The following is a 25,755-nucleotide window of genomic DNA, read 5'->3' as shown; positions in this document are numbered from 1 at the left end:
GTTTTTCAGATCTGGCGTGACAGAGAAGGAAAGCCCCCTTGATTCAACCTTCTCAGGATCATCCACCATGCACCCCACCCGCCTCACGCCACTGGCCCGCAGCCTGCGCAATCTCGTCCTCGGCGCCAGCCTGAGCTTCAGCGCCCTGCCCGCCGCGATGGCGGCCGACGCCAAGGCTTACCACATCGCACCGTCGTCGCTGGAAAACGCCCTCAACCAGTTTGGCCGTGAAGCGGGTGCGCTGATTTCTTTCGGTTCACAAATCACCAGCGGCGTACAAAGCCGTGGGCTGGAAGGCAGCTATACGCCTGAGCAAGGTTTGAATGCGCTGCTCGAAGGCACCGGTCTGCAAGCACGCGCCGAAGGTAACAACGCGTTCAGCCTGCAACCGATCACCGATGCCGCGCTGGAGCTGGACACCTCGAATGTCGTCGGCGACTGGCTCGGCGATGCCGCGCAGATCAACGTCTTCGAACACCCCGGCGCGCGCGATGTGATCCGCCGCGAAGAGTTCGAACGACAAGGCGCGACTCAGGCGCGTGATGTGCTCAACCGCATCCCCGGCGTCAACGCCCCGGAAAACAACGGCACCGGCAGCCACGACATGGCGCTGAACTTCGGCATTCGCGGTTTGAATCCGCGTCTGGCCGCACGCTCGACCGTGTTGATGGACGGCATCCCGGTGCCGTTCGCCCCTTACGGCCAACCGCAGCTTTCGTTCGCGCCGATCAGCATGGGCAACATGGATGCGGTGGACGTGGTGCGCGGCGGCGGCGCGGTGCGTTACGGCCCGCAGAACGTCGGCGGCGTGGTCAACTTCGTCACCCGCGCGATTCCTGACGAGCCAACGGTCAAGGGCGGTTTCCAGACTGAGACCAGCCCTTCGTCGAGCCACGACGGCTTCAAGACCAGCGCCAACCTGCTGGCTGGCGGCACCAACGCCAACGGTCTCGGCGGCGCATTGCTCTACTCCGGCACGCGCGGCGGTGATTGGCGCGAACACAGCGACAGCGAAATCGACGACCTGATCCTCAAGGGCAAATACCAGCTCGACGAGGCCAACAGCTTCAACGCCATGGCGCAGTATTACGAAGGCAAGGCCGACATGCCCGGCGGTCTGAACGTCGCCGATTACGATGCCGATCCGTATCAGTCGACGCGCCCGAAAGACCAGTTCTGGGGCCGTCGCACCATGTTCAACTTCGGCTATCGCTATCAGGAAGATCGCCGCGAATTCACCGCCAATACTTTCTTCACCAAAACCCTGCGCAGCGGTTATCTGGATCAGGGCAGCTTCCTTTCGCTGTCGCCACGCGAGTATTGGGTACGCGGCCTGGAAACCCGTTTCGCCCAAGGCTTCGACCTCGGCCCGACCAGCCATGAAGTCGGCATCGGCTACCGCTACATCAACGAGGCCGGCCACGAACTGCGCTATCGCACGCCGATCGCCAGCAACGAATACCCGACCACCAACAGCCGCAATGACCGCGACACCCGCGGCGGCACCGAGGCCAATGCGTTCTTCGTCGATGACCGAATCGACATCGGCAAATGGACAATCACCCCGGGCGTGCGCTACGAGATGATCGACTCGCAGCAAACCAACAACCTGACTAACGTCAAATACGAGGGCGACTACAACACCGCGCTGCCGGCGCTGAACGTGCTGTATCACCTGACCGACAGTTGGAATCTGTATGCCAACACCGAAGGCTCATTCGGCAGCGTGCAATACAGCCAGATGCCCAACCGCGTGAGCAGCGGTGAAGTGAAACCGGAAAAGGCCCGCACCTGGGAGCTTGGTACTCGCTATGACAATGGCGCGTTGCGCGCGGAGATTGGTGCGTTCTTGATCAACTTCGACAATCAGTATGAAAGTAATCAGACCAACGATTCGGTGATCGCCCGGGGTGAGACCCGTCATCAGGGTATCGAGACCAGCGTCAACTACGCGCTGGATGACTTGAGCCCGGCGCTGGCGGGTTTCGATGTTTACGCGACTTACGCCTTCGTTGACGCGACCATTCGTGAAGATGGGCCGAATAAAGGTAATCGGGTGCCGTTCTCGTCAAAGCACAAGGGCACGATTGGTATGGGTTACACCGAAGGGGCGTGGAAGTTGAATCTGGACAGCAGTTTCCAGAGTGACCAGTTCGCCGATAATGCCAACACTTCGAAGGAAAGTGCGGATGGCAGTAACGGCAAGATCCCGGGTTACATGCTGTTCAGCAGCCGCGCGGGGTATGACTTTGGGCCGCAGTTGTCGAATCTGAATGTGGCGGTGGGAGTGAAGAACATTTTTAACACGCAGTACTTCACGCGCTCGTTTGATGACAACAACAAAGGCAAGTATGTGGGGGAACCGCGGACGGTTTATGTGCAGACTTCGGTAGCGTTCTGAGGATTGAAGAGCCCCTCACCCTAACCCTCTCCCGGAGGGAGAGGGGACTGACCGCGTTGTTTTGGCGTATTGCGCCGACATGCAATATCGAGCCGAACTCAAGTCTTGATACAACTAAGATCGGCCCCCTCTCCCTCTGGGAGAGGGCTGGGGTGAGGGTTCTCGGCTACAGTGAAATATCAAATCAACTTCACAAGGATCGTGAAGCATGCAAACTCGCCCCACCCTCGTCCAGTTCTCCCGCCAGTTACGCGCCCAGCAAACCGACTGCGAACTCCTGCTCTGGCAGAGATTACGCTCCCGCCAGATCGCCAATCTTAAATTCCGCCGACAGTTTCCCTGCCCGCCTTACGTGCTGGATTTTTACTGTGCTGAGCTGAAATTGGCGATTGAGCTGGACGGTGGGCAGCACTTTGAATCGTCGGGATTGATCCATGACCAGCGCCGAACTCTCTACCTGTATCAACAGGGCATTGAGGTCGTACGGTTCAGCAATCTGGAGGTACTTCAGCAGATGGATGCCGTACTGGAGCAGCTCATACGAATAGCGGCAGCTCGAAAATTGCCCTCACCCTAACCCTCTCCCGGAGGGAAGGGGACTGATTGGGGGATGCTTGCGAGTCACGCCGACCTGATTCTGCTTTACCGAATCCATAATCGACTCGGTCTTTCAGGTCGATGTACCCCGCAAGACACCTCGGTAGGCCCCCTCTCCCTCTGGGAGAGGGCTGGGGTGAGGGGCTGTCCTGCTACAAAAAAACGGGCCCGCTTCCGCAGACCCGTTCCCATCAGATTGGCTTATAGAATCAGCGCATCAACTGTTGATCGCTGCCTGTTCATTCTCGTCAAATTCTTCCGCCAACAGCTTGTCGTTGGCCTTGCCGGTGAAGGGCACTACAGCGGCGCGTGGTTTACCTCGCAGTTTGCCGAAGAGGTGCTCCAGGGCGTGCTCGAGTTTTTCGGCAGCGCCGTCGATCGCCTGTTCCAGCGAATCGGCTTTGTGGGTCACGGAAATCGGTTGATGGCCTTTTGGCCGCGCTTCCAGTTGGCAGCGCATGTCATGCGGTCCTGGTTTGTCACCGTTCTCGTCGCTCAGATGGACTTCGACACGGGTCAGGTCTTCCTCATAACGGTCGAGCGTGCTCTCAATGGTTGTACGTACCCACTCCTCCAGTCGTTTACTGCCTTGAACATGGTTATCGCTGTTGACTTGGATTTGCATAGTTCATCCCTTATTTCAGCTAGCTCGCGAGGGGCCTGAATTGAATTTCCTGACCCCTTGGTTACAACAATCGGCCCGACTGCCGAACATTTCAACCCCTGAGAAAAGATAAATATTCATTCGCAAAAAAAGCCGGACAACCGAGTAAAGCGCTGGTAAGGTCGGGAGTTGGGTCGCCTCGCAACCCGGCAAAATCTGCTCACAATTGCCCGTCGTTCAACGGGTGCAAGCTGCGAAAAATCCCCGCCTCTTCGACCAGCCAATCATGCACCGCACGCACGCCCGGATGGCTCAGCACCCCTGGCGCATAGAGCAACACGTAACGTTTGTGATTGGGCACCGACAAGCCGAACGGCACGATCAACGCGCCCCGCTCCAGTTCATCGTTAAGCAATGTGCGCCGGGCAATCGCCACGCCCATGCCGGCAATCGCCGCTTCGATGGTCAGGTGATTGCGGTTGAAGGTGTGCCCGCGCCGTACGTCGGCGCCTTCGAAGCCGATCGCGTTGAGATAAAACTCCCACTCCGCGTATTCATAACTGCCGCGCCAGGCGGTGATGTCGTGCAGCAGCGGGAAATGCCCCAGATCCGCCGGCCCGTGCAGCGGTGGGCGCCCGCGTAGCAGGCTCGGCGCGCACACCGGGAAAATCTGCTCATCGAGCAAGGCTGTGGATAACAATCCCGGATAGCTGCCGTCGTTGAGATCGATCGCCAGATCGAAGTCGCCTTCGTGCAACGGCACGCTGCTGTCCTCCGCCACCAGTCGCAACTGAATATCCGGAAAACGCTGTTGCAGGCGCGGCAAGCGTGGCGTCAGCCATTTACTCAGAAACGATGGAATCGAGCGCACCCGCAGCGTGCCGCTGATCATCCCGGCATCGAGTCGACGCAATTCCGCATCGATGCTGCCGTACGCCTCGTTGACCGTGATCGCCAGCCGCTGCCCTTCCGCGCTCAACTCCACGCCCCGCGCACGCCGATGGAACAGGCGAAAGCCAAGGCGCTCTTCCAGTTGGCGGATTTGCTGGCTGACCGCGCCCGGGGTGATGTGCAGTTCTTCTGCACACCGGGTGAATGACAGGTGCCGCGCGGCACATGAAAACACCTGTAGCCAGACATAGGTCTGTGCGTGCAATTGACGACTCATCGTTTAGTCCTGCTAAAGGCTGTCTTAGGAAGTTTCGTTGGTCACGTCAGACCGAGAGAGGCAGTATCGCCGACATTGCGCTTGGCCTACAAAAAATGGCGGCGATTCCTACTCCATGACTTGCAAGGCTTTAGTATGGCTATCAGTGTTTTCGATCTTTTCAAAGTCGGCATCGGCCCGTCCAGTTCCCACACCGTCGGCCCGATGCGCGCCGCTGCGACCTTCGCTCAGGCGCTGATCGACCAGCGGTTACTCAATGATGTGCGGCGCGTGGAAATCCGCCTGTACGGCTCGCTTTCGGCCACTGGCGTCGGCCACGCCACCGACCGCGCCACGGTCATGGGCCTGATGGGCGAATGGCCAGACAGCATTGATCCGTCGACCATCGACCCGCGCATCCAGCAATTGCGTGAGTCAGGCCAACTCTCCCTCGCCGGTCAACGCGCGATTGCCTTCAACTGGCAGGAAGATCTCCTACTGCTCGACGAGAGCCTGCCCTACCACCCCAACGCCATGTCGCTGACAGCCTTCGGCGAAACCGACGTGCTGCTTGAGCAAACGTACTACTCGGTCGGCGGTGGTTTCATCGTCGAAGCGGCGGAAGCCGAGTCGGGTGTAGCCCCGGCCGGCGACGTGGTGCTGCCGTACGATTTTTCCAGCGCCGCCGAACTGCTGTCGTTGTGCAAAAAGCATGGCTTGCGGGTGTCCGAGCTGATGATGGCCAACGAGCGCGCCTGGCGCAGCGACGCCGAAATCCGTCAGGGCCTGTTGCACATCTGGTCGGTGATGCGGGAGTGCGTCGAACAAGGTTTGCGCCATGAAGGCATTCTGCCCGGCGGTCTCAATGTGCCGCGTCGTGCGGCGAAATTGCACCGCAGCCTGTTGGAAATCGGCAAACCGAATGTGATCAGCTCGACCTTGTCGGCAATGGAATGGGTGAATCTGTTCGCCCTCGCGGTGAACGAAGAAAACGCGGCGGGTGGACGCATGGTCACTGCACCGACCAACGGCGCTGCGGGGATCATTCCGGCGGTTCTGCACTACTACATGAAATTCAATCCGGACGCGTCTGACGACGATGTTGTCGCGTTCTTTCTCGGCGCGGCTGCCGTCGGTATTTTGTGTAAGAAAAATGCCTCGATCTCCGGTGCCGAAGTCGGTTGTCAGGGCGAAGTCGGCTCGGCCTGCGCAATGGCCGCTGCGGGTCTGGCTGACGTGCTCGGCGCCACTCCGGAGCAATTGGAAAACGCCGCCGAAATCGGTCTGGAACACAACCTCGGCCTGACCTGCGACCCGGTCGGCGGGCTGGTGCAAGTGCCGTGCATCGAGCGCAACGCGATCGCGGCGGTGAAAGCGATCAATGCCACGCAAATGGCCCTGCGCGGCGACGGCAATCACTTCATCTCCCTCGATCGGGTCATCCGCACCATGCGCGATACCGGCGCCGACATGCACGACAAGTACAAAGAAACTTCGCGCGGCGGCCTGGCGGTGAACTGGGTGGAGTGCTGATCGCGATTGCACTGTCAGCGGTCATCTGCGCAGTTCTGCCCTGAAACCGCGCGATAAAAAAAGGCGAGCCCCGTGGCTCGCCTTTTTTATCGCCGTGTTCATTGTTCGACAATTTTTCCGGCATGTCCCTTGCAAACTCCCCGTAGGAGCTGCCGAAGGCTGCGATCTTTTGATGTCGATCTTAAAAAACAACGTCAAAAGATCGCAGCCTGCGGCAGCTCCTACACGAGCAATTCGCGAATGGCCACGGAATGGCCGGTGATCAGGTCTGGCGAACCAACCCGATCACGGCCGGTCAACAACTGCACGTTCAATCAGGCGGTGACGCATCATGGACAATCCATTTCAGATCATTACCGATGCCTTTGCGCCGGACTATCAGATCAACCTGAGCATTCAAGGGCTGGACGGCAGCATTATGCTGACCCTGTCCAACAACGGCCGGATCGTGGCCAAACGCATGATCAGCGCCGAACAACGCAACGATCCCGCGCGCCTTAAACGGCTGGTGCAGAGCATTCAATTCGGCATCGCCATCGAACAGGGCCACAGCGCCATGGCGATCCTCGAATCGATGACCAGCGGCGACGGACTGACCCCGCCACCGCAAAAAATCATTGATCAGCCCCGACCAGCGGCCGGACTTTAAAGCTCGCCCTTCTCGACCTCGGGATGCTCGCTGGAACCTGTACCGAGGGTGCGCTGTGGTTTCTCGATTTTCACCGAGGGAAATTGTGACGAGGCGTAACGCACCACCAGAATCGCCAACGCCAGCAGCAGTATCCCGCCGCACAGGTAGATGATGCCCATGTCCGGCGGGTTGTGGTGCGAGACGTTGGAGATCAACAGGCGCGTCAGCGCAGTGATCGCCACGTAGATCAGGAAGCGCACCGGCATGTGGTTGGTCTTGAAATAAATCCCGACCATCGCGCCCAATTCGAGATAGATGAACAGCAACAGAATGTCATCGATCTTGATGTGGCCTTCCTCGAGCATCCCGAGAAACTCCATCACCGCCGCGTATGCCGTCACCGCACCGATGGCAAACAGCGCCAGATAGTGAAAGGTTTCGACGAACAGGTTGCCCAGGGACTCGGCCAGTTGATGCACGTTTTGCCGCAGTTTCTCGGCCCAGTTTATTTTCACGATGATGTTCCTTAGCTCGATGCGAGCGGATGATGCGCGTTGGACGTGACGGTTTTCTGCACGTAACGGTTTTCATGCAGAAAAGAGGCCACGCCATCATGGCGAGCCATCACCAAACCCGCGCCGTGGCGTTTGGTCGCAGGCCTCGGGTTTGCACGATCCCTGTGGGAGCGAACCTCCTCGCGAATGGCCCCAACACGATCTCACTGACAAACCCTAAATCCGGTCTACATTAAAATCCCACTACCCATGGCGCAGGGATTCGCTTATCCTTTTCGCTGTATATGGATACAGTAGTCGTCAAGACAACTTAATGTGAAGGCATGTGAGGTGGTGAATGGCCGTCGAAGTGGTATACCGCAGCAGCCGAGATCTGGAGCGCTTGTTCATGGATAAAGCCGAAGCTGACCGTCATGACAAAATGCTCGAACTGGCCGAATATCTGGCCGATGTCCTGCAAAAAGCCGTTCCGTCCCTGACTGAACAGCAAGTGGAAGAAGCCGGGATCTATATGGCGAAGAATCGCGATGTGTTCGCCCGAGCGTTCAAGAGCCAGCCTGACGCGCTGTCGGAGCTGATCAACGCACCGGCCGAGCCTGTCGAGAACGCTGAAGTGGCAGAAGTTGCTGAAGCGCCGGCCAAGCCAGCGAAAGCGGCAAAAGCCCCGAAGTAATCAACAAAGGATCGCAGCCCCTGTAGGAGCTGCCGAAGGCTGCGATCTTTTGATCTTCCCCCATCACCGATACAAAACCCGCTCCGCCAACTCATCCGCCACCCGCGCCGGCGAACGCTTCTCCGCCTGCGCATGAGCAAACACTTCCGTCAGCCGCGAACTGATTTTAGACAGATGCGCGGTAATCGTCGGCAATTCCTCGCCGCGATGCTTCAGCGAGACATAAATCAGCCCACCGGCATTAATCACATAATCCGGCGCATAAAGAATTCCGCGCCGTTCCAATTGATCAGCCACGTCCAGATGTGTCAGTTGATTGTTCGCCGAGCCCGCCACCGCCGAGCAACGCAATTGTGTGACGGTGTGACTGTTGAGCACCCCGCCCAGCCCACACGGCGCAAGAATGTCGCACGGCGTACTGAGCAAGGCATCGTTGGCAATCGGGTGCGCGTTGAGTTGCTCCATCGCCAGTTGCACCTTGCCGTGGTCGATATCGCTGACCAGCAATTCGGCACCCGCCGCGTGTAGTTGCTCCGCCAGCGCATACCCGACATTGCCCAGCCCCTGAATCGCCACGCGCAAACCTTCAAGATTATCGCTGCCCAGCCGCGCCATGGCGGTCGCGCGAATACCGGCGAACACGCCCATTGCCGCATGCGGGGCCGGATCGCCCGCCGAGGTGGTGCTGGTGACGTGTTGGGTTTGTTGAGCGATGCAATCCATGTCCGCCACTGAGGTGCCGCTGTCGATGGCGGTGATGTAACGGCCATCAAGCTGATCGATGCAGCGGCCGAACGCCTCGAACAGCGCCGCACGATTTTCCACATGCGCCGGCCGCACGATCACCGCAACGCCACCGCCCTGCGGCAATCCCGCCAGCGCGGCTTTGTAGCTCATACCCTGAGCCAGACGGATGGCGTCCTCGATGGCTGATTCATCATTCGGATAGGCAAGGTAACGACACCCGCCCAAGGCTGGCCCGAGGCGACTGTTATGGATGGCAATGACCGCCTTCAACCCTGAAACCGGGTCGACGCTAAGGTGCAGCGAATCCAGGCGAGTGCTTTGCATGAGCGCAAACATTGTTGGGCTCCCGAATCACTTCTTGTAGAACGCCAGTATAGGCTTGCGCCTGAAAATTGCTGGAGCGCACCGGAATAAGCGGCCTCGGAGACAGATGTTTTGCGGCATAACTCAATCGCTGCAGAATCCGCCACTGGACGAATAGCACTGACGGGGCTAAAACGAGGCATTCGAGGGAGATTGCGATGAGTCCGCGTCAACGATTTTTCGAGTGCCTGCACCGTTCACCGCCCGCGCTGTTTGAAGCCGCGTTGTGGATTGCTGCCGAGCACGAAAAAGACGTCGACCCGGCGGCGCTGCTGCACGACTTCAAAGAGTTGCAACAGCGCGTGAGTTATGGGCTGCCGATGCTGCCGGTCAGTGAACTGGCGCAACCGTTATTGCGGCGGATGACTGATCTGGGTTTCGCTCAGGATGATTTTTTGCCGTTACGACCGCAGGCGGCGATGCTGCCCAAAGTCATGCAGACCCGTCGCGGTCAGCCTTTGGCGCTGGCGTTGATTGCGCTGGAGTTGGCACAGGGCCTGGAGATTCCGCTGGTCGGGGTCAACTTCCCCGGGCACTTTCTGCTGCGAGTACCGGGGGCCGATCACCTGCTTGATCCCTGCGGCGGTCGACGCCTGTATCCGAATGATTGTCGCGAGTTGTTGCAGCGCCAATACGGGCCGAACATGAAGCTCAACGCCGAGCATTTACTGACCGCCTCGCCGGTGCAGATGCTGCAACGTTTGTCGCGCAACTTGCGGCAGTTGCACCTGACCCATGAGGACTACATTGCCTCGCTGATCGACGCTGAACGGGTACTCGAACTGGGCGACGCCGCTGCCGCTGATTATCTGGCGCGGGCGAGTTTGTATCAGCGGCTGGATTGCCCGAATGCCGAGCGCTTCGATCTGGAGCGTGCGTTGTTGCTGAGCGATGATCCGATCCAGCGTCTGCGCCTGACCGACCGGCTCAGCCACCTGCCGCCTAATTCCGTCGTCCATTAAAAGCAAAAGATCGCAGCCTGCGGCAGCTCCTACAGATGATCCCATGTAGGAGCTGCCGCAGGCTGCGATCTTTTGATCTTCAGGATTTAACCGCCCCCTCAATACCAACAATCGAACCACCCTCGGAAGGCGAGCGCACCTGGATGATCAGCAGCGCAGCGATGACCGCCGGAATCGCGCAGAAGAAGAAAATCTGCGCCACCGGTATGTGCATTGCCAGCAGCAGACTGCCGAACAATGGCCCGAGAATCGAACCAAAACGCCCTACACCCAATGCCCAACCAGTACCCGTGGCGCGAACGTGCGCCGGATAAAAATTACTCGCGAACGCATTCAACGTCAGTTGCCCGCCGATGATGCAGAACCCCGCCGCAAACACGCAGGCCACCAGATAACGCGGGTTGTCGTGATTAAGGCCGAGCAAAATCGTACACAGCGCCGCGCCGGCCAACACGCCAGACAACAGCCGCACCTTGCGCTTTAAACGGTCGGCAAACCACGCCATGCAAATCGCGCCGAGGGTGCCGGCGAACAGGAACATCGACGTCACCAGATTGGCTTCGTTGAGTGTCAGGCCACTTTCCAGCAGCAACGTCGGCAGCCAACTGATCATGAAATACAGAAGAATCAGGCTGACAAAAAACGTCGCCCAAATCAGCAGTGTCGGTCGCGCGTAGCCGTTGCGGAACAATTCAACCACGGTCAGTTTGCTGCCCTGCTCGCGTTCGTTTTGCTCGACGCTCGCCACTGGCGGTTGCCAGTCCGGCAGCATTCGCGCGGTGACTTTGCGCAGGCGCGCATACGGCGGCGCGTCACGCAGCAAACGCGGCAGCGACTCCGGCAACATCCACCAGAGGAACGGGAAAAGCAGCAACGGCGTCACGCCGCCAGCGAGGAACACCGCTTGCCAGCCGAATTGATCGATAAATCCGGCCGCGACAAAACCACCCGCCGCCCCACCGAACGAAAAGCCGCACGCCGCCAGCGTGACCATCAAAGTACGCAAGCGTGGGGGCGAATATTCCGACATCAACGCCATCGCGCTGGGCATCGCGCCGCCCATGCCGATGCCGCAGATAAAGCGCGCGATCATCAGCGTATTCAGGGAATCGGCGAACAGCATCAACACGGTGAGCGTGGCGTAGATCAGCACGCAAGCGAGCAGAATTCGTCGCACGCCGAAACGGTCAGCCAATGGCGTGACCACCAGCGACCCAATGGTCAAACCGAGCAGGTTGGCGCTGAAAACAGGTCCGAATGCGGCTTTTTCCAGACCCCAATCCTGAGCCAGTGCCGGGACAACGTAACCGAGCACCTGCGCGTCGTAGCCGTCGGTGACGAGCAGCAAGGCGAGCAGGATCAGGAGCAACCACTGATAGCGGGACACCGGACGGGCGTCGAGTGCCGCACGGAAGCTGGCAATCTGGTTGTGCATCGCAAGGTACCTGTTTTGTTTTTATGATTTTTTGCTGTGGCAACCGGATCGTTCCCACGCTCCGCGTGGGAATGCCGCCGGGGACGCTCTGCGTCCACTGTGACGCAGAGCGTCACGGGATGCGTTCCCACGCAGAGCGTGGGAACGATCATGTGTTGCAAAACACCTGTAGGAGCAAGGCTTGCCCGCGAAGGCGGTGGGTCAGCAACACAATAGATAACTGAACCACCGCTTTCGCGGGCAAGCCTTGCTCCTACAATTTTGGTTACGGGGTGTCAGGTTGATTCGCGGGATGGGCTTTGATGAATGCCGGATGGTCTGCCGCCAGCGCCGCCACTCGGCAGATTCGCGGATAAGCCTCCAACGACACATTGAACCGCTCAGCCGCATACAACTGCGGAATCAGGTAAACATCCGCCACACACGGCCACTCGCCGAAACAGAAACCGCTATCACCAATCAACTGCTCCACCGTCGCCAAGCCTTGGCCGATCCAGTGACTGATCCACTCGACCACCTGCGGCTCTTCCTGCCCCGACTGGCGCAGGCGATTGAGCACGCTAACGTTGTGCAGCGGATGCACATCGCAACCGATCACCGCCGCGACAGCACGCACATGGGCGCGGGCCGCGAGGTCTTCCGGCAACAACGGCACCTGTGGATAACGTTCCTCCAGGTACTCGATGATCGCCGGCGACTGGATCAATAACTCGCCTTCATCAGTGCGCAAGGCCGGCACCCGGCCCTGTGGATTGATCGCCAGATACGCCGCCTGCCGATGCTCGCCACCGGACGGCGCGATCAGATTGACCGACAACGCCTGATAGTCGAGGCCCTTCAATGCCAGCGCGATCCGCACGCGATACGACGAGGTCGAACGGTAGTAGGTATAGAGATCCATAAACCGCTCCTGTCAGCGCGCCGCCAACACTTTGCCACGGCATTCGCCGAAGCCGATCGAGGCGAAACCATCACGGGCGCAACGTGCGCGCAGGATGATTTCGTCACCGTCTTCAAGGAATTTGCGCACTTCGCCGGAGGCCAGTTCGATCGGTTTTTTACCGCCCTCGGTGATTTCCAGCAGGCTGCCGAACTGACCGTTTTCCGGGCCGGACAAGGTGCCCGAACCGAACAGATCACCGGCCTGCAACTGGCAACCGTTGACGCTGTGGTGCGCGACCATTTGCGCGACAGTCCAGTACATGTAGCGGGTGTTGCTCAGGGTCAGGCGATGGGCTGGCAGATTCTGTTCGCGCATGGCTTCGGTGAGCAGCAGCACTTCCAGTTCGATGTCGAAAGCACCGCCGTCCTGATCGCGTTGATCGAACAGGTACGGCAGCGGCTGCGGATCACCCTCAGGTCGTTTCGGTTGTGCGGTGCGGAATGGCGCCAGCGCTTCTGCTGTTACGACCCACGGAGAAACGCTGGTGATGAAACTCTTCGACAGGAACGGGCCCAGCGGTTGGTATTCCCAGGCCTGGATATCGCGCGCCGACCAATCGTTGAGCAGGCAGAAACCGGCGATGTGATCAGCGGCATCGCCGATGGCGATCGAATCGCCCATCTCGTTGCCCTGACCGATCCAGATGCCCAGTTCCAGTTCGTAATCCAGTCGCGCACACGGACCGAAGGTCGGCTCAGTCTGACCGGCCGGCAAGGTCTGACCTTTAGGACGACGCACGTCGGTGCCGGAGGCGCGCACGGTGGAGGCGCGACCGTGATAGCCGATTGGCACATGTTTGTAGTTCGGCAGCAGCGGGTTATCCGGACGGAACAGTTTGCCGACGTTTTGCGCGTGTTCGATGCCGACGTAGAAGTCGGTGTAATCGCTGATGCGTGCCGGCAGGTGCAGTTGGCAATCGGCGGCCAGAGGCAGCAGTTTTGCACCTTGCGCTTCGATGCTGCCACGGTGCGTGCTGCCTTCGCTGAACAGTTCCAGCAAGCGTTCGCGCAGAGCCACACGAGCGTCGCGACCGAGTTCAAAAAACGCGTTCAACTGGCCCCCGTGCATGGCTTCGACGGCACTGCGCGCGGCACCGTCGAACAGCCCGGCTTCCAGCGCGACTTGCAGATCAAAAATCTGTTCGCCAATCGCCACACCTGCGCGCGGCGCCGAACCGTCGATACTGAACACACCGAGCGGCAAGTTCTGCAACGGGAAATCTGCGTGACCGTTGGCTGAAGCGACCCAGCTGCGGGTGATGGAATTCTGCGTCATGGGTTATCTCCGGGTCGGGTCGAACGTGGCGGGCAGCGTGGCCCAGCAAGCGTCGTAAGTAGATTGCAGTTGCGGGCAGTCGAGGGCGAAACGGCTTGGGCGCAGCACCTGACTGGTCTCGAACATGAAGGCCATGGTGTTGTCGATTTTCGCCGGTTTGAGCTCGGCGTTGACGGCTTTGGTGCAGGTCTCGCCGTCCGGGCCGTGGGCGCTCATGCAGCTGTGCAGCGACGCGCCGCCGGGCACGAAGCCTTCAGCCTTGGCGTCGTATTCACCCTGAATCAGGCCCATGAATTCGTTCATCAGGTTGCGGTGGAACCACGGTGGCCGGAAGGTGTTTTCGGCGACCATCCAGCGCGGCGGGAAGATCACGAAGTCGAGGTTGGCCAGACCGTGCACGCTGGTCGGCGACGTCAGCACGGTGAAGATCGACGGATCGGGATGATCGAAACTCACCGTGCCGATGGTGTTGAAACGGCGCAGGTCGTATATGTACGGCACGTTATTGCCGTGCCAGGCGACCACGTTCAGCGGCGAGTGATTGAGTTCGGTGGCCCACAACTGACCGAGGAATTTCTGCACCAGCGTGGTTGGCTGCTGCAGATTTTCGTAAGCAGCGACCGGGGTCAGGAAGTCGCGCGGATTGGCCAGACCGTTGCTGCCAATCGGCCCCAGATCCGGCAGACGCAGCGGCGCGCCATGGTTTTCGGCGACGTAACCGCGTGCTTGCGGGTCGAGCAGTTCAACGCGGAATTTTAAGCCGCGCGGCAGCACGACGATTTCCAGCGGCGCCACTTCCAGCACACCCAATTCAGTGGCGATGCGCAGACGGCCGAGTTGCGGCACTAGCAGCAGTTCGCCGTCGGCATTGAAGAACACGCGTTCCATCGAACGATTGGCGGCATAGTTGTAAATGCTGATGCCGGACGGTTTTTCGGCGGCGGAGTTGGCCACCATGCTCACCAGGCCATCGATGAAATCAGTCGGCTCAGCGGGAATCTCCAGCGGATTCCAGCGCAGACGATTCGGTGTCACATCGCCCAACGGCCCACCGGCCAATTGCCGTTCCAGTTTGACGAACGCCGGGTGATTGGCCGACGGCTGAATCCGGTACATCCAGGTGCGCCGCGCTTCACTGCGAACCATGGTGAACGCGGTGCCGGAAAACAATTCGGTGTAGAGGCCGTACGGGGCTTTTTGCGGGGAGTTCTGGCCGATGGGCAGCGCGCCGGGCAACGCTTCAGTGCTGAATTCGTTGCCGAAACCGGACTGATACGCCAGCCCCTGAGCGGTTGAATCGAGGTTCATGGAGCCTCCTGAACAGGGAGTCGGCAGTGGCCCATCGCTCTGGCTCAGAGGTTTCGGCACGCCGGGGTTGTTATTATCGTAATTCGATTACGCATAACGTAATTTGCTCGCTATCCAGCGTCAAGCTATAAAGACGCCCATTCGTATCGGAACCCGGCCGCACCATGGAAAAAACCAGCGACAGTAACGGCAAACAGAAAGTCCGCTCCGCCGAAGTCGGCACCGACATCCTCAAGGCTTTGGCCGAGTTGTCACCGTCGACCTCGCTGTCGCGTCTGGCCGAACACGTGCAGATGCCGGCGAGCAAGGTGCATCGCTATTTACAGGCGTTGATCGCCTCGGGTTTTGCCGAGCAGAACGCCGCCACCAACCATTACGGTCTCGGTCGCGAAGCACTGCGCGTGGGTTTGGCTGCACTCAACAGTATGGACGTGCTGAAAGTCGCCGCCCTGCCGTTGGCCGAACTGCGCGACGAACTCAACGAGACCTGTTTTTTGGCGGTGTGGGGCAATCAGGGTGCAACCGTGGTGCACATCGAACCGGCGGTGCGTGCGGTGACGGTGGTGACGCAGTTGGGCTCGGTGCTGCCGCTGCTCAGTTCTTCGACGGGACTGGTGTTCAGCGCGTTTCTGCCGCATCGGGAAACCGATGATCTGCGCGAGCAGGAAATCGCCGTTGCCGATCACCCGCTCAAAGACGAAAAGACTTACACAACCCTGTGCGAACAGATCCGCGAACGCGGTCTGCACCATGTTCACGGCTTGCTGATGCCCGGCGTGGACGCGTTGTCCGCGCCGGTGTTCAATGCCGTCGGCCAGGTCGCGGCGGTGCTCACGATTGTCGGCCCGACCTCGTTGTTTCACGCTGACGAAAACGGCCCGGCGGCGCAGCGCTTGTTGGCGGCGACGCGGGCCGTGAGCTGGCGAATGGGCTACCAAAGCGATGAAGTCAGTCGCTGAGCAGCGCCATTAGTGCGACGCTGTGGCATGGCACGGTACTGGGTCAGATAACCGTGGTTTTACTGGTCAGGGCTTGAGGGCCATCCAGGATCTCCTGAATGGCCTCCTTTGCCAGACCGGGCAGACCAGCGTGTCCTGTTGCCTGCCTGTAAAAACTCTCGACTTTATAAACGTCACCGATGAGTGAAACGAAGTTACGTTGCAATGTGGACGCGGCGCGCTTACCCGCGGCAGCCTTGCCCAACGAGGCCAGTTCCGCAATTGCTTCCACAAAATGCTTCAGCGCTTTCGCCCGATCACCCTGAACAAGTGCATCAAGGCCGGATAACGTTTCTTTGGTGAACAACACAACACTCAGAGCAATGCCCGCCGGCGGAAAGACGAAACTCAGTGCAGTGACCGCCGTGACAACGCCATCAAAAACCAGCCCGAAAATAATTTCGCTCAGGCTTTGAGTCTTTTCATCGACATCGGAAATGACCTTGTTAATCAATTCGTCATAGCAGGTTTGGAAGTTAGCTATTCGGCTGTTGGACTCCAGAACAGGAGCCTCTACGAAGTTGCTTTGTTCCTCAAGCTGATCCAGATAGCTTTTGACCTTGCGCTGAGACTTCTCCTCGACTCTCTCATAAAAGTAACGCCCGTAACCGCGTGTTTTCACAGCGTTGACGAACTCGTGAAATGGCCAGATTTCGCAGCCGTCCGGGGCATCCGGGGCGAACACGTATTCTTCAACATGACCCGCGACGTGCAAACGGAACACGTACACACCGACCACCAATTCACCCTTGATATGCAAACTGCACATCGCGCTGTATTTGACTGTACCAATCTTCTCCAGAATCGATTTAGGCGGGTGTTCACCATCAATCCCGCCAATGAGATTAAGTAATTCAGGAAGCGTTTGAGCGCTCAGACGCCCGCTGAAAAAAGCCTGCATGGCGGCCACATACATTTTGCGTATCAAAGCCGACAGATATATCTGCCGCTTGAATGCACCCTCCCTATTGTTTCGATTCAGATGAACGGCACGCAACATATCGATGTACTGCTCACCCGGGCGCAGTGTTCGTGACCAACCGGCGATGTCGCGAATATCCAGAGTCCTTAACGGTGGATGATTTTCAGCTACAACAAATCGCGGGTATTTGGGTTGACCGGCACCGTCGGCATAAAAGTGCACTTCAGCAACAATCAACTGCCTCAGCGTCAATTGCTGATCTTCGCTGATTTCAACCCGGATCTGATCCGGATTGACTGAAACAGACTCGCCCCGTTCCGATATCACTTGTTCAACACGCTGTTTGATCAGGTCAAAGCAGAACTGTTCATAAGCAATAAATCCGCCCTGATGTACATTTACGGTTTGCAGCGCCTGAAGTTCGGTACTGACCCTGGCGAACGTCTGACGCTGTCCATCGGTGGCCGTACGATAGGCATAGGGTGTGACACTTTCTTCCTGCGCCACAATCCAGGCACGCTGGTTGTACACCAGATTCAACATCGCTTCGGAGCCACGGTAAGGCGTAGGCCCCACCTCTACGCCTCGCCACAGAGAGGGTAATTGCAAGACTTTCTTTAGATGGCTGGAAATGACCTGCCGATCCATCGCATGAGACTGCCAGACAAGATAATCGCAACCCTTTTCAGTCGCCGTCCAGGCGCCGATCTCAAAGCTCAAACTCCGAATATCGGGAAACTCTCGCCATTCGCGATTGCCCGGAGAGCCCGGCGCATACAGAAGCCAGTCACCCCGCCCAGGCTGATCAGGACCGATCACCACGAGATCCTTGAACGGCCGATTATTGACCCCGGGAAGCTCCAGTATCAGGTATCCGACAATTAGCCCCGCCTCGCCCTCGACCGCGCGCCGGACACGCTCGAGATTGGTTTGATCAAGTTGCCCCTGCAGCCGCGCGGAAAAGGCGCTCAGCAACAACTGCTGTTTTATAAAGGCACTCATCGCCTCGACGACACTGCTTTCCTCATAGGTTTTGCGCAAGTTGACAGCATAAGCGGAGCGCAAATCAGCAGTATCCAAGACGTTTTCGACCCATTGCTGGTTCATCTGTATCGGCACGCCTTCGCCCACGCATTCCAGTCGGGCGCGTGACGATTTGTCGTGCAGCCCATACAGCGCAAATTCGGTCAGACTCCGTGAGTTGTCCTGCTGAATAGTGTGCGGGCCTACTTTGAAAACATATTGTGAACGAACGGTGATTTGATCAGGATTCAATACCGTACCAAAATCGAGCCTGATCGAACCAGCAATGACAAAGCGCGCATACGACTGGAGATCGGTCAGGTGCTCCAGTTGTCGTTCGAGATGCAGTCGACTGGCAACAAGCTGTTGTTCTAACTGCGCAAACTCGAGCTGCTTATCACCCTCGGCATTTCCCAGCCACTTTGCAGGTTCTTGCACGTTCGCCAAAATTCGCTTATCAAACAAGTTCATTCAATGCCCCTGAGTTATTTCAGAACACAACCAGCCGAATGGCAGGTCAACGGGCAAAAATTACTTCAGTTGGCGAAAACAAAAAAACCGACAAGCAATTCAAAATATGGGCAAAGCATGCAAAACGTCTCAATGACTTCAACGTGCTGTTAGCACGCTTTATTTTTAACTCAGCACGCCTAACAACTTTGCCTTCGCGACCGCCTGAGTCCGGCGCTCTACGCAGAGCTTTACGTTAATACGTCGAGCGTGAGTCTTTACCGTGTGTAACGAGATAAACATTTCATCGGCAATCTGTTGATTCGAATAACCGAGGGCAATCAGCTTTAAAACTTTCAGTTCGCGCTGACTCAACAAAGGCAAACTGGCGGAGTTTTCAAAATCCGCATGATGAGCCGATGGCAGCGCCACCGTTTGCAGCATCTCGGCCCTGCGCAGACTCAACTCTTGCAACGCCTGACGGCACTGAAAATCCGCCGCCAGCCGCAGCCCCTGTCGCAAGGCTTTATCGGCTTCATCCTTGCGGCCGGCGAGCCACAAAAGCTCGGCGATGACCAGCTGCAATTCCGTGTGCAAGGCGTTCATCGCGCTGGATTGGGCTTGGCTCATCCTGCGCTGCAACTGCGCCAGGTGCTCAGCGTCCATCGGCGAACCGGCAGCGCGAGCAAGGATCAGCAGGTATTCAATTCTCGGGATGAGCAGCACGGTTGCTGGCGGAGCCTGCACAGCTTGAGCTCCCTGGTAATGACGCAACACGCGGCTCAGCGCTTCACAAGCGAGATCCTGACGTTGCTGTTGCAACCAGAAATGGCTGCTGACCTGCAGCAGCACACCGCGATAGACCGTGTCGGGAATCTGCCGCTGCTGCATCAAGCGTTCAGCCGCCCGGAGCCGATTGAAGGCCAGCTCAAAATCACGCTGATTGGCCGCCAATTGCGCCTGTCCCAAATAGCCGTACAGCACTCGTTTGTCGTGGCTGCGCAGGCAATCATTCAAGCCACTTTGAAACAGTGCCGCCGCGCGTTCGTCCAGCCCCTGATTAAGTGCGAGGCGCCCGCGCAGCAGCGCGATCCTGCCGTGCAAAGGCGTCAGCCGCACAGTGTGTTCGCGAAGCAATTCATCCATGTTGCTCAATAACGCCTCGGCCCGTGCGCTCGCACCGCGCTGTTCGAGCAGGTGCGCATGATCAAGTTCGAGCAGGCCTTCGAAGACCAATGAATCATGTGCCCGCGCCAGGCACAGCGCTTGCCGGTTGAACGCATGCGCCACGTCGAGTTCACCGCGCAGAAATGCCTGCTGAGTCAGCCCCGACAGGCACAGCAGCCGGGTCGGCCACGTCTCGGGGGCCAGTTCGGCCAGCGCATGCTGAAAGTGTTCCTGCGCGGGCTGCATCTGCCCTTGCAAATGCAGGAGCCAACCCTGTTGCGCCTGCCAACGGGCAATTAACTGCCGCTCGGATTGCACTGACGGTTGCGGCAGGAATCGCGTCATATGCGCGATGCATTGTTCTGCTTGTTCGAAGCGGCCGGCAAATAACAGCGCCCCGGTAAACAGACCGACCAATTGCGGCGAACTCAAAATCAATTCTTCGCCCTGTTGCTCGTGCAATTGCAGCAACAACACCACGGTCTGCTCTTCAAAAAGATGCTCAAAACTGAAGTGCTGCAACAGGCTGACCGCCACTTCGAATTCTTCGGCGAGCAGCGCCTGCTCGAAGGCCGAACGCCAATCCTTGCCGACGGTAAAAAACTGACAGGCACGCCGATGCCAGGAACGGCTCGCCGGCCATTGCTCTTCGCGCATGACTTGCGCGAGCGGCGGGAACACTTGCAGCCATTCAGCCGATTCGTGCCACGGCTCGATAAAGCAGCCCAGCGTTTGCAGCGTGCGCAAGAGTTGCGCACCCTCGCCGGCACCGAACAGGTGCTCGCACAGTTCGGCATTGAATCGCGGCAGATGCGCCAACACCCGCCAGGCTTCAGCCAGCTCCGGCGTAAGGCTGCTGAACAGTTCGTGTTGCAGATAATCGAGCAGCGTGTCGACACGTTGTTGCGGTTGCAGACTTTGCGTCCAGTCGCACTTTTGCAGCAGCGCCATGCGCACCCCGGCGCACCAGCCGCCAGTGCGCTGGACAATTCGCCCGGCCACACTGTTGGCCTGCTCTGCCGTCAAATGCGTCAGCGCGCTAGCGATTTCGTTTTGGGTCAGGGCGAGGGTCACGCTTTCAGATTCATATAACTCATCGTCGAGCAGCAAACGCGGCCAGTTGCATTGCGGACGTCGGCGCGTGCCGATCCACCACGTGAGTGCCGGGCTGCTGACCGCCAGCAAGCGATCAAGCAACGCATCCAGCGCCGGATCGGGCAGACGACAGTAATCGTCGATAAACAACCAGGTCGGCTCAGCCCAACGTGCCAGCGTCGCGATCAACCGCGCCTCATCCACCCGCTCGGCCAGTCCCAACGTCTGCGCCAGACGCTGGCAGAAGTCGGCGGGACTGAGCGTTACGCCAGCCAACGGCAACCACCGCACATCGCACGCGAGCGGCGCCTGAAACAGACATTCAGCAAGCAATGCACTTTTGCCGCTGCCGGCCGGCGCGCACACCAGCCGCACCCGCGCCACGGATTCGAGCAACGGCGCGCTCAAACGCGTACGCGACTGATGATGGGAAGAAAGCCTGGGCAGAAATCCGCGGCGATCCAGGCAGGGCGTCATGGCGGTCATCGAGTGAGCCTTCTTATCGTTGTGCACTCACCCTAGCCCGCTCCGGGCACCTTGTTGACGAGTATTCAGCGCGCTGATTGCGGCCCATAAAAAAGGCGACCGAGTGGTCGCCTTTTGCCTTGCCGATGTATCCAGACCGTTACCGAACGCCCTCGGCGCGCAAGGCCGATGGTGTGTAATCCGCCGCCTTGGCTTCGAAGCCGAATTCGTAACTGTGTTTCTCTTCGTTCTTCATGCCCAGGGCAATGTAGCGACCGGCAATGATGTCGTAGAGCGCTTCGAGGGTGTAAGCCTGTGCCTGATGCTCGTAGTGATATTCAGAGTGACCTTCGGCCACGCGCCACAGTTGACCGCGACCGTCATAGTGATCGACCAGTGCGACTTGCCAGCTGTCCTCATCGATGTACATGTGGCGCTTGGCGTAGATGTGCCGCTCGTTCGGTTTCACCGTACCGATCACCTCCCAGACACGGTGCAGTTCGTAACGGGTCAGATCCTGATTGATGTGCCCGGCCTTGACGATGTCGTCGTATTTCAGGCTCGGCGAATCGAGTTTGTAGCTGTTGTACGGGATGTACATTTCCTTCTTGCCGACCAGTTTCCAGTCGTAGCGATCCGGTGCGCCGGAAAACATGTCGAAGTTGTCCGAAGTACGCAGGCCATCCGCCGCCGTGCCCGGGCCGTCATACGCCACTTGCGGCGCCCGACGAACCCGACGCTGGCCGGCGTTGTAAATCCACGCCAGACGCGGCTCCTTCACCTGATCGAGGGTTTCGTGCACCAGCAGTACGTTGCCGGCCAAACGCGCCGGCGCGGTCACTGATTGTTTGAAAAAGGTCAGCACGTTGGCGGCTTTTTCCGGGTCGATATCCTTGATCAATTGCGGCACGGCGATCTCTTCTTCGAAGCGGATCGGCGTGAAGCTGCCGTTAGTCTGCGGGGTCACCTGAGTGATGATGCGTTTGACGTTGCCACCGTGATAACGGGTGATGTGGTTCCACAACACCTCGACGCCGTTCTTCGGAATCGGAAAGGCGTAGTAGCGGTTGCCGGTGAAATTGGCCAAGCCGTTACCGTCGTTGATGGTGGTGACGTTGAGCGCGCTGCGCTTGGCCGATTCGTAGATTTCCGGCGGCACGGCGACGGTGCGGTGAGTGGTGTAGACCGGAATTTTGTAGGTTTCAGGGTAGCGCTTGAACATCGCCACCTGGCCTTCGGACAGCTTGTCCTTGTACTTGTCGACGTTGGCCGGGGTGATGGTGAACAACGGTTTCTCGTTGGCGAACGGGTCGGCGAGGAAACCTTTGCTGTCCACTGCGGCGGCGTTTTTCGGGATACCGCCGGTCCACGCCGGAATCGAGCCATCGGCGTTGCCGGCCTTTTCAGCACCGAGCGGGGTCAGGCTGGTGCCGAGTTTGTTCGCTTCATCCGGCGACACCGCCGCCATCACGTTGGCCGCCAGCACACTCAGGGCCAGCACACCACATTGCAGAATCATTTTGCGCATTGCAGTCATCCTTCTCGGGCAGATCAGAAGTTCACGCCGAAGCTCAGGGCCACGAAGTCACGGTCTTCGAGGACGTTGTAGTCACCGCCAAAGAAGTCGGTGTAACTGAGGCTCGCGGTGTAGGTGTTGCGGTAGTCGGCATCGACGCCGACGCTGATCGCTTTCGCGCCTTCGTTGAACAGGCCGTTGGGCCCGTAACCGGCGACGTCATGCGACCACGACAGGTTGGGTTTGAAGTTGATCCCGCCGACCACGTTGGCGTAATCGAGAATCGCCCGGGCGCGGTAGCCCCACGAGGTCGAGGTGACAAAGCCGTCGGTGTCGCCACCGAAACCGTACTGGCCGTACACCGAATCGCGGCCATAACGCAGCTGACTGCGCGACTCCAGACCACCGACGTGCACCACCGCCGCTTCGCCGACCACGGTCAGACGTTCAGCGCCCAACACCTGATCGAAGAAGTGCGTGAGGGTGCTCTGCACTTGCGTCACTTCTTTTCGGCGATAACCCTTGTTGTCCGCGCCCGGCGAGGTCGTCAGTGGCGAGGCCGTGCCACCGGCAATCGGGTTAAGCAGCGCCAGCGTCAAGTCGTTGGTGTTGACCTGCACCGGCGCGTTGGGCCGGTAGCTGATCTCGCCAGTCCACGCGGTACCGGTGGGCAAAGTGGTGGAGAAACTCGCGCCGTACAAGCGAATGTCTTCCGGGTATTCGAGGTAGTACTGACCGCGTCCAAGCATCACGCTCTGCGCCAGCCCCGCACCGCTGCCAGGCGCCAGACCGTTGGCAATGCCGACCATGCCCGGCAACGCCGCCAGCGTCGAAAGCCCCGCCGTAGTGGTGCCCACCGTTGGCGTGCGGCTGTGATAGTTCATGAAATAGAGGCCGTACTCGGTATCGTCGCCGAGCCAGCGCAGCGCCGTGCCCCACTGCCCGGAATCCCGCGCATCGCGGTCGCCGCCACGGGGAATCACCACCCCTTCGCGAGTGACCTGAATGCCCTGACCGAATGCCTGGGTCAACGGCACAAACGGTGCAATGGCTGGACTGCCGACGGTGTAGCCGTTGTTGCAACCATCCGCCGCCACGTCGACACCGAAGAACGTGCCGCAGTTGTCGAGAACGGTCTGATCCCACTCCAGTTGGTAAAAGCCTTCAACCGTCAGTTGATCGGTCAGACCTTGCGAACCGAACAACATGTTCACCGGAATCAGGCCTTCCTTGATCTCGGCACCGGGACGGCGAAACGCGGAAACGTCGACCGGGTTGATGCTGTTGATCGAGTTGCCGATGAAGGTACTTTCGCCCCAACTCACCACCTGCTTACCCGCGCGCACAGTGCCCGGCAAATCAGCGATGGAATAGTTGTGATAGACGAAGGCATCGAGAATCTGCGCGCCGGAAGACTTGGCGCCTTCCTTGCGACCGCTGTCGCTGATCTGTTTGAACTCGCGGTCTTCGTCCTTCAGCTCGAAGTCGTACCAATACTTGCCGCGCACAAACACACCGGTGTCGCCGTACTTCAGTTCTAGGTCGTGAATGCCTTTGAAGATTTTCGAAAAGGTCTCGCCTTTCTTGAAGTTCAGGCGCCCGTCATCACCCGTGGAAGATTGCCCGGTACCGCCGTTGACCGTGCCGACCAGCGACTTGTCGGCATCGCGCATGCCCCAGCTCGCCCCGATCGACAAGGACGAGTCGAACGTCCCTTCGATTTCGCCGATGTTGAACGAAACCGCCTGCGCCTGGGCACAGCAACCCAGAGCCACCGCAGCGGCCAGCGCTTGCGGTGTGAAGATGGCGCGCATTGTTGTTTTTGTCATGCGTCTTCCCCGGTGAGTGACAGAAGGCCCCACCCTACTGCCGCCACCACCGGACGATAAGCGCACCAAGGAGGTATTCACGCTGTCGCTCGAAAGGATGAATGCCCGCACAGCACGGGGCTTTGCGCGATCCATGAGTGAGCTGGATGGACGATCATCAGCGCAGCGCATGGTGCATGCCGGGGCACAGCGACTGTTGCATGCTCCGCAACAGTGCATGTCCGGAATCGCTATTTTTCCTACAGGCCGAACTGCTTATTCTGAGCGGGCTTTCACGGGATACGCCGAAAAGCGCCGAAGCACTGGCCATGAGCAACTCTGGCCATTGCTGACAAATTTCAGATGAATCGATAGGTCGGTTTATCGCCCCGGTGTTCACTGACGTTGATTTGTAGCTCCTTGATCCAACGTCTTACCTTGGCCGCTGCGATTGCAGCGGCCTTTTTTATGCCTCGGGAAAAGTCACTGCTTCGTCCTACGCGAATTTTCCGAAAGGGACATCGGAAATTTCTTTCTGCGTGTAACGAATTAACCGGCGAAATTTCCTAAGTAGTGAAATCTCACTCAACTCCGCACAACTTGACTTACGACCTTATCGGAAACATCCGATAAAATTCCGTTGTAACTTGAAACGTATCAAGCAATGGCGAGTGACAGGGATATCATCTTTCGACCTACAGCAAGAGCGCGAATATCAGAAGTTACTCAAGGAGATGTGGTAATGAGCACTATTGAGCAAATCGTAAAAAATGAATCTTTGGATGACATCGTCACCGTATTCTCGCTGTTCAACGCGAATCCGCATCTGGACATGATGATCAGACGTTATAACCGAGAGCTGATCTCCGAATACGGAGCTTTGGAAATGGCATACGCGCGTCTTCTTGCTGCTGGTGTATTGGCACACGGCGACAAAGGCTTGGCAGCCAAAGGCCCAAACTGGAAAGCCCCAAAATTCATGATAGAAAACAGATACTCCTAACCGGACCATCAAGCCTGAGTTTGATGGTTCTTTTCTCAGAACGAAGACTTCTGTAAATGCGCCATCAATTGTCCAAGCGCCTCCATATTTATCTCAAAGATGCGCTCACTGACTTTTGATTTTTAGCTCCTTGATCCAACGTCTTACCTTGGCCGCTGCGTTTGCAGCGGCCTT

19 protein-coding genes and 1 pseudogene are annotated in these 25,755 nt (G+C 58.5%); 8 read left to right on the top strand and 12 right to left on the bottom strand.

The genetic code is table 11. The features are described from left to right. Window positions 1-67 precede the first annotated feature (67 nt). A complete protein-coding gene (gene fecA, locus AD669_RS04565; RefSeq protein WP_053117243.1) occupies window positions 68-2,401 on the top strand; it encodes a TonB-dependent Fe(3+) dicitrate receptor FecA in 2,334 nt (777 codons plus the stop codon). A 208-nt stretch (window positions 2,402-2,609) separates the two neighbouring features. Beyond that, on the top strand, window positions 2,610-2,978 hold the full coding sequence (locus AD669_RS04560) for an endonuclease domain-containing protein (protein WP_053117241.1): 369 nt from the start codon (window positions 2,610-2,612) through the stop codon (window positions 2,976-2,978). A gap of 237 nt (window positions 2,979-3,215) precedes the next feature. On the opposite strand, the gene AD669_RS04555 is transcribed toward AD669_RS04560, so the two are convergent. Both AD669_RS04555 and AD669_RS04550 read right to left on the bottom strand, forming a co-directional pair. Further along, the gene (locus tag AD669_RS04555) at window positions 3,216-3,623 is read right to left on the bottom strand and encodes an HPF/RaiA family ribosome-associated protein (RefSeq protein ID WP_053117239.1); all 408 of its coding nucleotides are present in this window, start codon (window positions 3,621-3,623) and stop codon (window positions 3,216-3,218) included. Between the two features lie 199 nt (window positions 3,624-3,822). Further along, window positions 3,823-4,770, bottom strand: coding sequence for a LysR substrate-binding domain-containing protein (locus AD669_RS04550; protein WP_053117237.1), 948 nt, complete (start codon window positions 4,768-4,770; stop codon window positions 3,823-3,825). A gap of 135 nt (window positions 4,771-4,905) precedes the next feature. On the opposite strand from AD669_RS04550, the gene AD669_RS04545 reads away from it, so the two are divergent. After that, window positions 4,906-6,282 (top strand): L-serine ammonia-lyase, encoded by a 1,377-nt coding sequence (locus AD669_RS04545; protein WP_053117236.1) that lies wholly within the window; start codon window positions 4,906-4,908, stop codon window positions 6,280-6,282. A 331-nt stretch (window positions 6,283-6,613) separates the two neighbouring features. Then, window positions 6,614-6,931: a DUF3509 domain-containing protein gene (locus tag AD669_RS04540; protein ID WP_053117234.1), complete on the top strand. Its 318-nt coding sequence runs from the start codon at window positions 6,614-6,616 to the stop codon at window positions 6,929-6,931. On the opposite strand, the gene AD669_RS04535 is transcribed toward AD669_RS04540, so the two are convergent. Continuing rightward, on the bottom strand, window positions 6,928-7,428 hold the full coding sequence (locus AD669_RS04535) for a phosphate-starvation-inducible protein PsiE (protein WP_053117232.1): 501 nt from the start codon (window positions 7,426-7,428) through the stop codon (window positions 6,928-6,930). The two genes, AD669_RS04540 and AD669_RS04535, sit on opposite strands and share 4 nt — an antisense overlap. Window positions 7,429-7,765: 337 nt before the next feature. Here AD669_RS04535 and AD669_RS04530 point away from each other — a divergent pair. Further along, window positions 7,766-8,020, top strand: a pseudogene (locus AD669_RS04530) (YebG family protein); the annotation flags it as partial. 144 nt (window positions 8,021-8,164) lie between these two features. On the opposite strand, the gene AD669_RS04525 reads toward AD669_RS04530, so the two are convergent. Next, a complete protein-coding gene (locus tag AD669_RS04525; RefSeq protein WP_053117228.1) occupies window positions 8,165-9,184 on the bottom strand; it encodes a Glu/Leu/Phe/Val dehydrogenase dimerization domain-containing protein in 1,020 nt (339 codons plus the stop codon). A 185-nt stretch (window positions 9,185-9,369) separates the two neighbouring features. On the opposite strand from AD669_RS04525, the gene AD669_RS04520 reads away from it, so the two are divergent. Beyond that, complete coding sequence (locus AD669_RS04520) at window positions 9,370-10,173, top strand: transglutaminase family protein (RefSeq protein ID WP_053117226.1); 804 nt, start codon at window positions 9,370-9,372, stop codon at window positions 10,171-10,173. A 79-nt stretch (window positions 10,174-10,252) separates the two neighbouring features. On the opposite strand, the gene AD669_RS04515 is transcribed toward AD669_RS04520, so the two are convergent. The 4 genes from AD669_RS04515 to hmgA all read right to left on the bottom strand — a co-directional run bounded on the left by AD669_RS04515 (window position 10,253) and on the right by hmgA (window position 15,134). Further along, entirely contained in the window at window positions 10,253-11,608 is a 1,356-nt protein-coding gene (locus tag AD669_RS04515; protein ID WP_053117224.1) for an aromatic acid/H+ symport family MFS transporter, read from the bottom strand. Window positions 11,609-11,873: 265 nt separating this feature from the next. Beyond that, the gene (maiA, locus tag AD669_RS04510; protein ID WP_053117222.1) at window positions 11,874-12,509 is read right to left on the bottom strand and encodes a maleylacetoacetate isomerase; all 636 of its coding nucleotides are present in this window, start codon (window positions 12,507-12,509) and stop codon (window positions 11,874-11,876) included. Window positions 12,510-12,521: 12 nt separating this feature from the next. After that, window positions 12,522-13,826 carry a fumarylacetoacetase gene (gene fahA / locus AD669_RS04505; protein ID WP_053117220.1) on the bottom strand — a complete coding sequence of 435 codons (1,305 nt, stop codon included), beginning with the start codon at window positions 13,824-13,826 and terminating at the stop codon, window positions 12,522-12,524. A gap of 3 nt (window positions 13,827-13,829) precedes the next feature. Continuing rightward, complete coding sequence (gene hmgA / locus AD669_RS04500) at window positions 13,830-15,134, bottom strand: homogentisate 1,2-dioxygenase (RefSeq protein ID WP_053117218.1); 1,305 nt, start codon at window positions 15,132-15,134, stop codon at window positions 13,830-13,832. A gap of 164 nt (window positions 15,135-15,298) precedes the next feature. On the opposite strand from hmgA, the gene AD669_RS04495 reads away from it, so the two are divergent. Next, window positions 15,299-16,093 carry an IclR family transcriptional regulator gene (locus tag AD669_RS04495; protein WP_053117216.1) on the top strand — a complete coding sequence of 265 codons (795 nt, stop codon included), beginning with the start codon at window positions 15,299-15,301 and terminating at the stop codon, window positions 16,091-16,093. A gap of 43 nt (window positions 16,094-16,136) precedes the next feature. Here the strand turns inward: AD669_RS04495 and AD669_RS04490 are convergent, their stop codons facing one another. The 4 genes from AD669_RS04490 to AD669_RS04475 all read right to left on the bottom strand — a co-directional run bounded on the left by AD669_RS04490 (window position 16,137) and on the right by AD669_RS04475 (window position 24,599). Then, complete coding sequence (locus tag AD669_RS04490; RefSeq protein WP_053117214.1) at window positions 16,137-18,548, bottom strand: dermonecrotic toxin domain-containing protein; 2,412 nt, start codon at window positions 18,546-18,548, stop codon at window positions 16,137-16,139. 165 nt (window positions 18,549-18,713) lie between these two features. Further along, entirely contained in the window at window positions 18,714-21,275 is a 2,562-nt protein-coding gene (locus AD669_RS04485; RefSeq protein ID WP_053117212.1) for a LuxR C-terminal-related transcriptional regulator, read from the bottom strand. Window positions 21,276-21,414: 139 nt separating this feature from the next. After that, window positions 21,415-22,782 (bottom strand): DUF1329 domain-containing protein, encoded by a 1,368-nt coding sequence (locus AD669_RS04480; protein WP_053117210.1) that lies wholly within the window; start codon window positions 22,780-22,782, stop codon window positions 21,415-21,417. A gap of 23 nt (window positions 22,783-22,805) precedes the next feature. Further along, window positions 22,806-24,599 (bottom strand): DUF1302 domain-containing protein, encoded by a 1,794-nt coding sequence (locus AD669_RS04475; RefSeq protein ID WP_053117208.1) that lies wholly within the window; start codon window positions 24,597-24,599, stop codon window positions 22,806-22,808. Window positions 24,600-25,320: 721 nt separating this feature from the next. Between AD669_RS04475 and AD669_RS04470 the strand changes: the two genes are divergently transcribed. After that, window positions 25,321-25,581: a hypothetical protein gene (locus AD669_RS04470; RefSeq protein WP_053117206.1), complete on the top strand. Its 261-nt coding sequence runs from the start codon at window positions 25,321-25,323 to the stop codon at window positions 25,579-25,581. The last annotated feature ends 174 nt before the right edge of the window (window positions 25,582-25,755 follow it).

The sequence above is a fragment of the Pseudomonas sp. P1.31 genome, from assembly GCF_001269815.1.
Classification (GTDB): Bacteria; Pseudomonadota; Gammaproteobacteria; order Pseudomonadales; family Pseudomonadaceae; genus Aquipseudomonas; species Aquipseudomonas rustica.
This window is presented reverse-complemented; position numbering and strand designations above follow the sequence as displayed.